The organism is Streptomyces sp. NPDC045431 (genome assembly GCF_040646655.1).
Lineage (GTDB): Bacteria > Actinomycetota > Actinomycetes > Streptomycetales > Streptomycetaceae > Streptomyces.
This window is the reverse complement of the sequence record NZ_JBEZAQ010000001.1, coordinates 26,311-38,969: the sequence shown is the minus strand read 5'-3', so window position 1 is coordinate 38,969 and position 12,659 is coordinate 26,311. Positions and strand designations below refer to the sequence as shown.

Annotated in this window: 10 protein-coding genes and 2 pseudogenes; 4 read left to right on the top strand and 8 right to left on the bottom strand. The window is 74.5% G+C overall.

All coding sequences use genetic code 11. The annotated features are described in order from the left end of the window. Window positions 1-278 precede the first annotated feature (278 nt). A complete protein-coding gene (alc, locus tag AB0A69_RS00135; protein ID WP_361413424.1) occupies window positions 279-1,424 on the bottom strand; it encodes an allantoicase in 1,146 nt (381 codons plus the stop codon). 81 nt (window positions 1,425-1,505) lie between these two features. Beyond that, the gene (gene wrbA / locus AB0A69_RS00130) at window positions 1,506-2,117 is read right to left on the bottom strand and encodes an NAD(P)H:quinone oxidoreductase (protein WP_361413421.1); all 612 of its coding nucleotides are present in this window, start codon (window positions 2,115-2,117) and stop codon (window positions 1,506-1,508) included. A 143-nt stretch (window positions 2,118-2,260) separates the two neighbouring features. Here wrbA and AB0A69_RS00125 point away from each other — a divergent pair, with 143 nt between their 5' ends. Then, window positions 2,261-2,917, top strand: a complete 657-nt coding sequence (locus AB0A69_RS00125; RefSeq protein ID WP_361413418.1) for a helix-turn-helix domain-containing protein — start codon at window positions 2,261-2,263, stop codon at window positions 2,915-2,917. Window positions 2,918-3,035: 118 nt separating this feature from the next. Here the strand turns inward: AB0A69_RS00125 and AB0A69_RS00120 are convergent, their stop codons facing one another. Continuing rightward, window positions 3,036-3,938 (bottom strand): LysR family transcriptional regulator, encoded by a 903-nt coding sequence (locus tag AB0A69_RS00120; RefSeq protein ID WP_361413416.1) that lies wholly within the window; start codon window positions 3,936-3,938, stop codon window positions 3,036-3,038. Between the two features lie 241 nt (window positions 3,939-4,179). Between AB0A69_RS00120 and AB0A69_RS00115 the strand changes: the two genes are divergently transcribed. Beyond that, window positions 4,180-4,722, top strand: a complete 543-nt coding sequence (locus AB0A69_RS00115; protein WP_361413413.1) for a peptidase inhibitor family I36 protein — start codon at window positions 4,180-4,182, stop codon at window positions 4,720-4,722. A gap of 142 nt (window positions 4,723-4,864) precedes the next feature. On the opposite strand, the pseudogene AB0A69_RS00110 reads toward AB0A69_RS00115, so the two are convergent. Together AB0A69_RS00110 and AB0A69_RS00105 are read right to left on the bottom strand one after the other, a co-directional pair. Beyond that, window positions 4,865-5,731 (bottom strand): annotated as a pseudogene (locus AB0A69_RS00110) (DMT family transporter); the annotation flags it as partial. 101 nt (window positions 5,732-5,832) lie between these two features. Continuing rightward, a pseudogene (locus AB0A69_RS00105) lies at window positions 5,833-6,224 on the bottom strand (EamA family transporter); the annotation flags it as partial. A 57-nt stretch (window positions 6,225-6,281) separates the two neighbouring features. On the opposite strand from AB0A69_RS00105, the gene AB0A69_RS00100 reads away from it, so the two are divergent. Beyond that, window positions 6,282-6,704 (top strand): MarR family transcriptional regulator, encoded by a 423-nt coding sequence (locus AB0A69_RS00100; protein WP_361413409.1) that lies wholly within the window; start codon window positions 6,282-6,284, stop codon window positions 6,702-6,704. A gap of 94 nt (window positions 6,705-6,798) precedes the next feature. Here AB0A69_RS00100 and AB0A69_RS00095 read toward each other — a convergent pair whose 3' ends face one another. Genes AB0A69_RS00095 through AB0A69_RS00085 form a run of 3 tightly spaced genes read right to left on the bottom strand, consistent with a single transcriptional unit; the run spans window position 6,799 to window position 9,431 of the window. After that, window positions 6,799-7,011: a hypothetical protein gene (locus AB0A69_RS00095; RefSeq protein ID WP_361415108.1), complete on the bottom strand. Its 213-nt coding sequence runs from the start codon at window positions 7,009-7,011 to the stop codon at window positions 6,799-6,801. Window positions 7,012-7,049: 38 nt separating this feature from the next. Beyond that, window positions 7,050-9,170 (bottom strand): 4-alpha-glucanotransferase, encoded by a 2,121-nt coding sequence (malQ, locus tag AB0A69_RS00090; RefSeq protein WP_361413406.1) that lies wholly within the window; start codon window positions 9,168-9,170, stop codon window positions 7,050-7,052. Next, the gene (locus AB0A69_RS00085) at window positions 9,171-9,431 is read right to left on the bottom strand and encodes a hypothetical protein (RefSeq protein WP_361413403.1); all 261 of its coding nucleotides are present in this window, start codon (window positions 9,429-9,431) and stop codon (window positions 9,171-9,173) included. A gap of 267 nt (window positions 9,432-9,698) precedes the next feature. Here AB0A69_RS00085 and AB0A69_RS00080 point away from each other — a divergent pair, with 267 nt between their 5' ends. Further along, window positions 9,699-12,656 carry a beta-N-acetylglucosaminidase domain-containing protein gene (locus tag AB0A69_RS00080; protein ID WP_361413400.1) on the top strand — a complete coding sequence of 986 codons (2,958 nt, stop codon included), beginning with the start codon at window positions 9,699-9,701 and terminating at the stop codon, window positions 12,654-12,656. The last annotated feature ends 3 nt before the right edge of the window (window positions 12,657-12,659 follow it).

Here is a 12,659-nt window from a genome sequence, read left to right as displayed (position 1 = left end):
CGACCCGAGCGGGGGTACCTCCCACGCCCGCAGGGCGTAGGGGGAGATCGACCGTCGACACCGTCTTAGGCGCCCCGGAGCCGAACCGAGCGCCAAAAAAAGGGGCGCCCTCCCCCCGGGGGGCGCCCCTTCGTCGTGGGTGGAAATCCGCCCGGCGGGCGGGCGTTCGTGCGCGCCGTCCGCCGGGCGGAAGCCGTGGGCCGGCGGTCAGCCGGCCATCGAGCGGCCCGTCAAGCGGGCCGTCGAGCGGGCCGTCAAGCGGGCCGTCGAGCGGGCCGTCAGCCGTTGAGCCGCGCGTAGCGGTCGCGCAGGTCCGCCGCGCCCTGCTCCGTGAGGGAGCCGTGCAGGCGCATGCGGGCGATGCCGCCGTCGGGGAAGGCGTCGAGGCGTACGTGGGTGACGACGGCCTCGGCGGGCAGCTTGAAGCGGTGGAGCGTGTCGGGCTGGAGCCGGGTGCGCGGGATGAGCTCGAACCAGTCGCCGTCCTCGCCGTCGCGGCCCTGGAGGGAGATCCAGCCGGCGGAGTTGCCCTTGAGGTACGCGGTGTCGATCTCGACGGCCCGTACGGCACCCTGCGCGGCGAGGCGGAAGCGCACCCAGTCGTTGGTGCCGCGGACGCGGCGGCGGCGGTTCTCCCAGCCGTCGTCCATCTTGCGGGAGGTGCCCGGCAGGATGATCTGGGTCGGCGAGGAGTAGAACTTGTCGGACGCGTCCTCGTACACGCCTCCGTTGAGTACGGAGATGAGGTCGAGGGTGCCGAGGAGGTCCAGCCACTCCGGGTCGGGGACGACCTCGCCGTGGACGCGGAGGCGGGCGATGCCGCCGTCGGGGTGCTGGCAGACGCGCACGTGGGTGAAGCGGCGCTCGGCGCCGATCGCGAAGCCGTTGGCGGCGTGGCCGCGTACGGGGGTGGGCGGGAGGATCTCCTCCCACTTCACGTCGTCGGAGAGGAGCTGCTCGGGGCTCGGGCTGCCCTCGACGGAGGCGGCCTGGAGGGAGACGCGCTGCGGGTAGTTGCCGCGGAAGTGCGCGGTGTCCACGATGACGCCGCGGATGACGCCGGGGGCGCCGAGGCGGACGATCGCCCAGTCGTGGTCCTCGGGGGCCGGGAAGGGGTTCTCGCCGTCGGTACCGCGCCGACGGCGGGTCTCCCAGCCGTCCATGATCTTGCCCTTGTGCCCGAAGTGCTCCGGATCGAACACCGCGCGCTCACGCACCAGGAGGTTCTCGCGCTCGGCGAAGAACTCGTCGTTGGCGGCGACGACTCCGGCACCGAGGCGGCGGTCGGCCAGGTCGACGAGGTCGGTGAACGGGAAGTCACCGGCGCGGTAGTCGGCGTACGGGTCGCCACCGCCGTAGGGCGCGGCGTCGTTGGCGTGCGGGTCCTGGTCCGGGGCGTCCTGGGTGCTCGGGTCGAAGGTCATGAACCTACTGTCGGCCCTGCGGAACCGACAGGTCCATCGAAAGTTCCTTCACTCGATCTTCAGCTCAGCTGAAAGGTTGCCTCAGAACGCGGTCGCGGTACCGGCGAGGCGCGCGGTGATCGTGGCGAGGCGCCGGCCCTGGTGGCGGGCGGCGGTGAGCACGTTGTCGCCGGGGGCTCCGGCGCCGGAGGCGTGCGAGGTGCCGTAGGGGTTGCCGCCGGCGGCGAAGACCGACGGGTCGGTGAAGCCGGGCGAGACGATGAGGGAACCCCAGTGGTGCATGGTGTTGTAGAGCGCGAGCAGCGTGGACTCATTGCCGCCGTGCGCGTTCGACGCGCTGACGAAGCCGGTGGCCGGCTTGTCGGCGAACGCGCCCTGCTGCCAGAGGCCGCCGGTGGAGTCGAGGAACTGCTTCAGCTGGGCCGCGACGTTGCCGTACCGGGTGGGTGTGCCGAAGGCGTACGCGTCGGCCCAGGCCAGGTCGTCGAGGGTGGCGACCGCCACGTCGCGGGTGGCCTCGACGTGCTCGCGCCAGGCGGGGTTGGAGTCGATGGCCGCATCGGGGGCGAGCTCGGGTACGCGGCGCAGCCGGACCTCGGCGCCGGCCTTCTCGGCGCCCTCGGCGACCGCCTCGGCGAGGCGGTGGACGTTGCCGGTGGAGGAGTAGTAGACGACGGCGATCTTCGGAGCCATGACGCAACCCTTCGACACGTACGGGGAAAGCGGATCGTTATCCGCTTCCTGACACCCACGAGTTAAGCGGATAGGAATCCGCATGGCAAGAGCTGCTGGCAGCGGAACCGGATAGTTTTCCGGTACTCGGCTATGCTCGGGCCATGAGCACGCCGCCGTCGTCGCGCCCGCCCCGCCGCATCGACCTGCCGCTGCTGGACGGGCCCGCCGCCGCACGTCCGGAGCGCCCGGAGCGCGCGGACGCCGCGGACAACCGCCGCCGGATCCTGGAGGCCGCCGCCGCGATCGTGGCGGAGAAGGGGCCCGGGGCCCTGACCATGAACGCGGTCGCGCACGCGACCGGCATCGGCGTGGGCACGGTCTACCGGCGGTTCGGCGATGTCGCGCAGCTGCTGTTCGCGCTGCTCGACGAGCGCGAGAAGCGCTTCCAGCAGGCCTTCATGTCCGGCCCGCCGCCGCTCGGTCCGGAGGCACCGCCCCTCCAGCGCCTGCGCGCGTTCCTGCACGCGCTGGCCGACCGGGTCGCCGAGCAGCGGGACATGATGCTGGCGGCGGAGGAGGCGGGACCGCTGGCGCGCTACGACAGCGGCGCCTACGCCACGATGCACACCCACACGGCGATGCTCGTCGCCCGGATCCGGCCCGACGGGGACGCGGCGCTGCTGGCGCACATGCTGCTGGCGCCGTTCATGCCGAGCCTCATGCACCGTGTGACGCACGTCGAGGGCCGCACGCTCGACGGCGTCAAGGCGGCTACGGACGAACTCCTCCTGGGCCTGGCGAGACCCCCGGCGGCCTGACGGGCGCGGGGCCCGCACCACCCGGCCTGCGCCCGAGCGCCCCGACGCCCTGACGCAGGCCTATCGAGGGCCTCTCGCGCCCCGACGCCCCGACGCCCCCGACGCCCCGGCGCAGGCCCTACCTCAGGGCCGCGACCTCGCGCAGGGCCGCGAGCACGCGGGCGACCGCCGGGGCCGACTCCGCGCCGCGCCGGGCCGCCGCGACGACGTGGCGGCGGGGCTGGTCGGCCTCCAGGACCCGCATCACCACGCCCGTCGCCCGCTCCGCCGCCGCCATGCGCGGCACCAGGGCGATGCCCATGCCCGCCTCCACCATCGCCAGGATCGCCGTCCAGCCGGCCGCCGAGTGGGCCTGCTCCGGGACGAACCCGGCCGCCTCGCACGCCGCCGTGGTGATCTCCGACCACGGCCCGCTGCCCCCGAAGATCCAGCGCTCCCCCGACAGGTCGGCCAGCCGCAGCCCCGGCGCCCCCGCCAGCGGATGCGCCGCCGGCAGGGCGACGTCCAGCGGATCGGCGAGCAGCGGCACGCGCGTGAACTTGGGGTCCCGGGCCGTCGGCGCGTGCGCCGCCAGCGACAGCGCCAGGTCCACCGCCCCCGCCGACAGCAGCTCGTACGCCTCGGCCGCCTCCGCCTCCCGGACCCGCACCTCCAGGCCCGGGTGGGCGGTGCGCAGCCGCAGGACCGCGGGGACGACGAGAGCGGGCACGGCGGTGGAGAAGGCCCCGACGCGCACCTCGCCGGCCTCGCCCTGGAGGTATCCGGCGAGCTCCGCGTCCGCCCGCTCCAGCTCCGCGAACACCACCTCGGCGTGGCGCAGCACGAGGTGGGCGGCGTCGGTGAGCCGCACGCGCCGCCCGTGCGCCTCCAGCAGCCGTACGCCCAACTGCCTGGAGAGGTTGGACAGCTGCTGCGAGACGGCCGAGGGGGTCATCAGCAGCGCCTCCGCGGTCGCGGTCACGGTGCCGCGGTCCCGCAGCGTGCGCAGGATCTGGAGCTTCTTGATGTCCCACTCGGTCATGGACCGCAACCTATCCGCCGCCGCCCCGCCGCATCCGATGCGCCCCGACGCACACCGACACCCGCCGACGCGCGCCCACTCCCGCCGACTCCCGCCGACTCCCGCCGCGCCAGGCGGCTTTGGCGTCTACCGGACAGCAACGCGGGAACCGGTTGCCCGGCGCTCGCACAGGCTTGGAAACTCAGAGTCATGCCCGCCGCACACGCGACGGCATTCGTCCCGAAAACAGGGGGAACACCGCATGACACTGCGCAAGCTGACCGCGGCGCTGTTCGCGGTCATGGCACTCGTCGCCGCGATGGCGTTCGGCCTGACCAACCCGGCCGCCGCCGCGTCCGTCCCCGGCCACCACGACTTCGCCGCGGAGGCGGAGGCGGCGGGCCTGGACGACGACGAGGCCGAAGACCTCCAGGAGCAGGTCGACACCCACCTCACCCGCCACGGCGGCACGCAGGTCGCCCTCAACCGGATCGCGATCGACGGCAAGGGCGAGATCGTGCTGCCGCTGCCGGGCGCGCGACAAGGCCGCGCCGACTGCCCGGCCCAGAACTTCTGCATGTTCACCGGCACCAACTTCACCGGCGCGCAGTTCAACCTCTACCGGTGCGCCACGTACGCCCTGCACAACTGGACCGGCTACGGCTCCTGGATCAACAACCAGACGCCGGGCACCCGGGCCCGCTTCCTGGACAGCAACCGGAACACCATCTTCACCACGCCGGGCGCGTACTCCGCCTCCTCCAGCTACAACTGGAACCCGGTCTGGTACGTCGTCAACTGCTGACACCGGCACCCGATACCCCCCTCGCCGGGGTGACGCACCTCCCCGCGTCACCCCGGCACCTTCCTCCCCCCACCCCGAGCACGTGAGGGTCTCGCCCGCCGATTGACCACCGGCGGCCGAGGCCCTCACGTCCTCCCCGCCGTCACGCCTTCGCGCGGGCCGTCCCGAGGATCACGCCGCCCAGGATCAGCGCCATGCAGACCCCCTGGAGCACGCCGAGCCGCTCGTCGATCAGCAGCCAGGACAGCAGGGCCACGCACACCGGCTGGAGGTAGTAGACGACCCCCGCCCGGGCCGCGCCGATCAGCGAGACCGCCTTGTTCCAGGCGAAGAAGGCGACCGCGGAGGAGAACACCCCGACGTACACCAGCGGTCCGACCGTGCCCGCCGACACCTCGAAGCCGCCCTGCACCGCGACGCTGATCGCGTAGGCCGGCAGCAGCATCACCGCACCCAGCACGAAGGTGGTGAGCAGGAAGACCGTCCCGCCGAGCTCCGCCGGCCGCCGCCTGAGCAGGGCGCTGTACGAGGCGAAGGAGACGGCCGCCGCCACCATCCACAGGTCTCCGGCGGCGAAGTCCGGGACGAGGGACCCCTTGCCCACCAGCAGCACCACTCCGGCGCAGGCGATCAGCAGGCCGGCCAGCCGTCGTGGTCCGAGCCGGGCGCCGCCCAGCCGCTCGTACACCGCCATCAGGACGGGCGAGGCGGCCATGACCATGCCCATGGTGGAGGCGGAGGTGGTGAGCCCGGCCTGGTTGACGAGGGTGTTGTAGACGGTGACCCCGAGGAGCGAGGCGAGGGCGACGAAACCGAGGTGGCGGCGGACGACGTGCCGCCGGCGCCAGGTCGCGCGGGCCGCGAAGGGGGCGACGGCGAGGATGGCGACGACCCAGCGCCAGAAGGCGGCCTGGACGGGCGGGACGGAGTCGTGCAGGGCGCGTGAGGTGACGAAGCTGCCGGACCAGACGACCGTGGCGACGGCTGCGAGGAGGAGACCGAGGCCGGCGGCCTGCCCGGCTCTCCCCCCCTCTCCTCGCGGTCGTCGTCTCGCCGTTACGGACGCGGTCCAGGACTGCCACGGTGATCCCTTTCTGGTGTGCGGTGGACCTACCGTCGCACTCCGGAAACGATCGCGTCCATCGAAAGTTCCTTGGGCTTCCCTTCAGGAGAACTGAACAATGCCGTCATGGCGGGTCGCGGCCTCGTCGCCCACTGCCCGGCGAGCGTCGCACCGAAGGCGATCACCGTGCCGATCAGTTGCACCGGCCCCAGCGCCTGCCCCAGCGCGACCCACCCGACGACGGCGGCGGTCAGCGGCGAGAGCGGCCCGAGGAGGGTGGCGGCGGTGGCGGTCAGCCGCTCGATGCCGCGGAACCAGAGCCAGTACGCGACGGCGGTGTTGGCGAGCGCGAGGTACGCGTACCCGCGAGCCCCCGCGCGTCCAGGGCCGGCGGGGCGCCCTCCACCAGGAAGGCGACCGGCGCGATGAGCAGACCGCCGTCGACGCGATCACCGCCCAGTGGGCGGTCGTACGGCCCGACCTCGACACCCTCCCCATGGCCGTCTTCGGGCGCGTCTACCGGCTGACCCACTCCATCGGGGCCCGCGTCGACAAGGCGTACGCGCCCTTCGGGGTCTCCCGCGGGGAGTTCGACGTCCTGGCGACGCTGCGCCGCTCGGGCGAGCCGTACACGCTCTCGCCGCGCGAGCTGTCGGCGACGCTGATGCTCACGACGGGCGGCATGACGGGCCGCCTCGACAAGCTGGAGCGCGCCGGGTTGCTGACCCGCAACCCCGACCCCAACGACCGGCGGGGCCTGCGGGTGACGCTCACCGAACGGGGCCGCGCGCTCGTGGACGCGGCCGTGGCGGCCGGGCTGGCGGTCCAGCGGGAGGCCCTGGAGGCCGCCCTGGAGCCGGAGGAGGCCGAGCAGTTGGCGGCCCTGCTGCGCAAGCTGCTCAAGACGACGGACGCGTGAACGCGGGAGAACGCACGAACGCGGGAGAACGCACGAAGGCGCCGCACGGCGGTCTCACCACCGTGCAGCGCCGTCGGAAAGCCTCAGTGAGGCGTCAGACCTGCTTCTTGGACTTGTCGAGCACCATCACCAGACCCGCGATCACCAGGAACAGCAGGATCGGGGCGCCCACGAACAGGCCGAGCGTGTCGATCAGGCTCAGGCCGGGGCCCGGGTCGTCGCCGTCGTCGCGGACGAGCGCGACCGCAGGGGACGACATGAGCAGCATCATCAGCGTCGTACCGGCCGCGACGGCGCCGGCGCGCAGGGCGTTCTTCTTGTCCACGGTGCAAACGTAGCGAACGCCTAAAGGCGCCGCGCGCCCGGGGGTCCCATAGGAGGCTCCGCACCGGTCCCGAGCACCGCCATGAGGGCGTGCAGCCGGGGTGAGGCGGCCAGCTCCTCCAGGGTGACGGGGTGGCCCTCCGCGTCCGCGACGGGCAGCCGCCAGTTCGGGTACTGGTCCCACGTCCCGGGCAGGTTCTGCGGGCGGCGGTCGCCCACCGCGTCCGGCAGCCACACCCCGGTCATGCGCGCGGGCGTGCGCCGCAGGAAGCGGTAGAAGGCACGGATCTCGGCCTCCTCGTCGCGCGAGCCCGCCCCGTCGTCCGGCCCCTGTTCCAGCAGTCCCAGCTCGCGCAGGTACGCGAGCCACTCGGCGACCTCGGTCGCGTCCTCGGCCCGCTCCTCCTCCAGTGGCCGGGCCAGCAGCCCGAGGCGGTGGCGCAGCTCGACGTGCTCGCCGGTGAGCCGCGCCGCCGTGGACGGCAGGTCGTGCGTCGTCGCCGTGGCCACGCAGTCCGCGCGCCACGCCTCGGGGGCCAGCGGCCGCCGGTCGCCCTCCCAGTCCCGCTCGAACCACAGCACCGACGTGCCGAGGATGCCGCGCCGATGCAAGGCCTCCCGTACGCCGGGCTCGACCGTCCCGAGGTCCTCGCCGATCACGACGGCGCCCGCGCGGTGCGCCTCCAGGGCGAGGACCGCGAGCATGGCCTCGGCGTCGTACCGGACGTACGTGCCCTCGGTGGGTTCGCGGCCCTCGGGCACCCACCAGAGCCGGAACAGCCCCATCACGTGGTCGATGCGGAGGGCGCCCGCGTGCCGCAGCAGCCCGCGCAGCAGGTCCCGGTAGGGGGCGTAGCCGGAGGCGGCGAGCGCGTCCGGGCGCCAGGGCGGCAGGCCCCAGTCCTGGCCGCGTGCGTTGAACGCGTCCGGCGGGGCGCCCACCGACATGCCCGCCGCGAAGGCGTCCTGCTGCGCCCAGGCGTCGGCGCCGTCCGGGTGCACGCCCACCGCGAGGTCGTGGACGATCCCGACGTCCATGCCCGCCTCGCGCGCCGCCCGCGCGGCGGCCGCGAGCTGCTCGTCGGTGAGCCAGGCGAGCCGGCAGTGGAAGTCGACCCGGTCGGCGAGCTCGGCCCGTACGCGCGCGGTGGCGGCGGAGCGCGGGTCGCGCACGTCCTCGGGCCACTGTGCGCGGTCGGCGCCGTACCGCTCGGCCAGCGCGCACCACGTGGCGTGGTCCTCCAGCGCGCGCCCCTGCGCGGCCCGGAAGTCGCACAGCGCGGCTTCGCGGCCGGGGCCGAGTGGTACGGCGTGCAGCAGCTCCAGGGCGCGGCGCTTGAGCACCCACACCGCGTCCCGGTCGATCAGCTCGCCCTTGCGCAGCACCTTCTCGCGCAGCTCGGCCGCCCGCCCCAGGACCGCGTCCAGCTCGTCGCGCTGCTCGGATGTCAGGTGGCCGCGCGCGTACGCGTACTCGGGGACGTCCTCGATCCGCAGGTGGACGGGGTCGGGGAAGCGGCGCGAGGACGGGCGGTACGGGGACGGGTCCGTGGGGGTGCCGGGCACAGCCGCGTGAAGCGGGTTGACCTGCACGAACCCGGCTCCGAGATCCCGCCCCGCCCACGCGGCGAGCTCCCTCAGGTCGCCGAGGTCGCCCATGCCCCAGGAGCGGGTGGACAGCAGCGAGTAGAGCTGGACGAGCAGGCCGTACCCGCGCACGGCGGGTGGTTGCGGCACGCGCGCGGGGGCCACGACGAGGGTGCTGTGCGCCGTGCGCCCGTCGCCGGCCCGGGCCTCCAGGCGGTGCGCCCCGAGCGGCAGCTCCTCCCAGACCGCCGGGAGCTCCGTGCCGTCCTCACCGAGGACCCGCAGCGCGGTACCCGGCGGGAGCGTGGCGAGCGGGCGTGGGAGCCGCGCCCCGGCGTCGCGCCACAGGACCACCGTCGGCGGGAGCACGCGCCGGGCGGCCGCGTCCTCGGTGGCGGCGAGGGACGCGCGGATCGCCGCGGGCGTGGCGGCGTCGACGTCGAGCGCGCCGAGCACCGCCACCACCGTGGCGTCGGCGACCGGGACGGTGACGCCCGGGGAGGGCGAGTAGGCGGTGGCGACACCGTGCAGCGCGGCGAGCCGGGCGAGGGTCATTCAGGCTCCTGGGGACTCCGGTCCGCCGGCCGTGCCGTGCGCGGTCGGCTCGCTGGTGAGGGGGGTGAAGTCGGTGAGGGCCGGTTCGCTGGTGAGCGGGGCGGCGTCGGCGAGCGGCGGCTCGGAGGTGAGGGGCCCGGCGGGGGCGGGCGCGGGGCCCGGGATCCGGGCGAGGACGGCCTGCACGCGGGTCCGGGGCGGTATCCGCGCGGGGACCTGTTTGGAGAGGGCGGAGAGCAGGAGCTGAGCGGACGCGGCCACGGTGGCCTCCCTGGGCGTGGGGGAACAAGGGTCACAGCAGCCCTACCCAGCGGCCGCCCTCGCATCCGCAGAACGTGGCGTCCGTCACATCGAGTTCCCGCTTTCCGAGGGCGGCTGTCGAACCGTTCCTGCTACCCCGGTAGGCAAATACGACACAACGGCCACGCACATTGACACCTTCGGCGAGGGGGTGGTGGGCTCGAAACCGTCCGGTTCAGCCACCGGCCAAACTACTCGCGCACCAACGGAAAACGAGGGGAGACGCGCGTGCAGTTCGGGCAGTTCGGGCGCGGAAAGCGGACCGCGACCGCCGTCGCGGTCGCCGTGATCGGCGGTCTGCTGGGCGGCGCGCCGGGCGCGCTGGCCGCCCCCGGTAACCCCGGCTCGCCGTCCGCGACCGCCCCCGAGCGGGACGGGACCGAGCGGACGGGCGCCCAACTGCCGTCCGTATGGCCGCGACCGCAGTCCCTGCGCCCCGCCGGCGCCGCGATATCCCTCGGCGAGACCGTGACCGTCGTCGCCGGCGCGGAGACCGATCCGTACGCCGTCGAGGCCCTGGAGGCCGTCCTGCGCGACGCGGGCGTACGGACGGTGCGGACGGTACGTACCGCGCACACGGCACCCGCCGCCGGAACGGTTGTGTTGATGGGCGGCACCGGCGCGCAGCAGGCCCTGCGCGCCCTGCGTGCGCCCGAGCGCGCGGATCTGCCGTCCGGCGGCTACCGCATCGCGACCGGCCGGTACGGCGAACGTCCCACCATCGCACTCGACGGCGCGGGCCGGGACGGCCTGTTCCACGCGGTGCAGACGCTGCGTCAGCTCATCGGGGCCGACGGCACGGTACCGGGCGTGGTCGTACGCGACTGGCCCGGCACCGCCGTACGCGGCATGGCGGAAGGTTTCTACGGCCGCCCCTGGAGCCACCGACAGCGCCTCGCCCAGCTCGACTTCATGGGCCGCACGAAGCAGAACCGGTATCTCTACGCCCCGGGTGACGACCCGTACCGCCAGGCGCAGTGGCGCGACCCCTACCCGTCCGCGCAGCGCGCCGAGTTCCGGGAGCTGGCGGAACGGGCCCGGCGCAACCACGTGACGCTGGCCTGGGCGGTGGCGCCCGCGCAGTCGATGTGCCTGGCGTCCGGGGGTGACGTCGACGCGTTGAAGCGCAAGGTGGACGGGATGTACGCGCTCGGGGTGCGGGCGTTCCAGCTGCAGTTCCAGGACGCCAGCTACGACGAGTGGCACTGCTCGAAGGACGCCGACACCTTCGGCTCCGGTCCCGAGTCGGCGGCCCGGGCGCACGCGCGCGTGGCGAGCGAGCTGTCGCGGCACCTGACCGAGCGGTACCCGGACGCCGAGCCGCTGTCGCTGATGCCGACGGAGTACTACCAGGACGGGGAGACCGCGTACCGTACGGCGCTCGCCGAGGAGCTGGACCCGCGCGTACAGGTGGCCTGGACGGGTGTCGGGGTGGTGCCCCGCACCATCACCGGGCGGGAACTGGCCGGGGCCCGTGACGCGTTCAAACAGCACCCGCTCGTCACCATGGACAACTATCCGGTCAACGACTACGCGCAGGACCGAATCTTCCTCGGCCCGTACACCGGCCGTGAGCCGGCCGTGGCGGCCGGTTCGGCGGTGCTGCTGGCCAACGCCATGGAGCAGGCCACCGCCTCCCGCATCCCCCTGTTCACCGCCGCCGACTTCGCCTGGAACCCGAAGGGCTACCGCGCCCAGGAGTCCTGGCGGGCCGCGATCGACGACCTCTCGGGCGGCGACGCGCGCACCCGTGAGGCGCTCGCCGCCCTCGCCGGCAACGACGCCTCCTCCATCCTCAGCGCCGACGAGTCCGCCTACCTGCGGCCGCTCCTCGCCTCCTTCTGGCGTACGCGCGCCGGGGCGGACGCGGTGGCCCGTGACAGGGCGGCCGGGGAGCTGCGCGCCGCCTTCACGGTGATGCGCGAGGCGCCGCGGCGGCTGGCGGGCGCGGCGGAGGGCAGGCTCGACGACGAGGTCCGCCCGTGGCTGGACGAGCTGGCGCGGTACGGGCGCGCGGGCGAGGCGGCCGTCGACATGCTCCAGGCCCAGGCACGCGGCGACGGCGCCGCGGCCTGGCGCTCCTCACTGGCGCTGGAGCCGCTCCGTACGGGTGTGAAGAAGAGCACGGTCAAGGTCGGGCAGGGGGTGCTGGACCCGTTCCTGGCCCGGGCCGCCGAGGAGGCGGCGGCATGGACCGGCGCCTCTCGGGACGCGGGTTCCGTCTCCCGCGAGGACGGCGCGTACACCGTGCGCCTGGACCGGCCGCGCGCCCTGGAGGCGGTCACGGTGCTGGCCGCTCCCGGCCAGGTGCACGGCAGCGTCGAGGCGTACGTCCCGGGCGAGGGCTGGCGGCGGCTGGGCGCGCTGTCGCCGACGGGCTTCACGCAGACGGGGGCGCGCGGCCTGCGGGCGGAGGCCGTCCGGGTCGGCGGGACAGGGCCGCTGGACATCCGGACCGTGGTCCCCTGGTTCGCGGACGAGCCGCAGGCGCGGCTGGAGCTGCGGCGCACGGAGACGGACGCGGTGATCGGCGGCCCTCCGCAGCGCGTGGACGCGGTCCTGTCCGCGCGGCGCCCCGCCGAGGTGCGCGGCGCGCTGTCCGCGACGGCGCCGAAGGGCGTCCAGGTCGCCGTCCCCAAGGAGGTCGTCCTTCCGCGCGGCACGGCGGCCATCGTCCCGGTCCTGATCACGGTGGCGAAGGGCACCCCCGCGGGCGAGTACCGGGTGCCCATCTCCTTCGCGGGCCAGGAGCGCGTGCTGACCGTGCGTGCCTACCCGCCTACCGGCGGCCCCGACCTGGCCCGTACGGCGAAGGCGTCCTCCTCGGGCGACGAGACCCCGGACTTCCCGGCCTCGGCGGCGGTCGACGGCGACCCGAAGACCCGCTGGTCCTCGCCGGCGGAGGACGGCGCCTGGTGGCAGGCGGAGCTGCCCGGACAGCCCGTGCGCCTGGGCCAGGTCGTGCTGCACTGGCAGGACGCGTACGCGGCGAAGTACCGCGTCCAGGTCTCGGCGGACGGCCGTACGTGGCGGACGGCGGCGACCGTACGGGACGGGAAGGGGGGCCGCGAGGCGGTCCGGATGGACGCCCCGGGCACCCGCTTCATCCGCGTGCAGGCCGACACGCGTGCGACGCGGTTCGGCATCTCGCTCTTCGCGGTGGAGGCCTACGCGGTCGTGCCGTAGGGG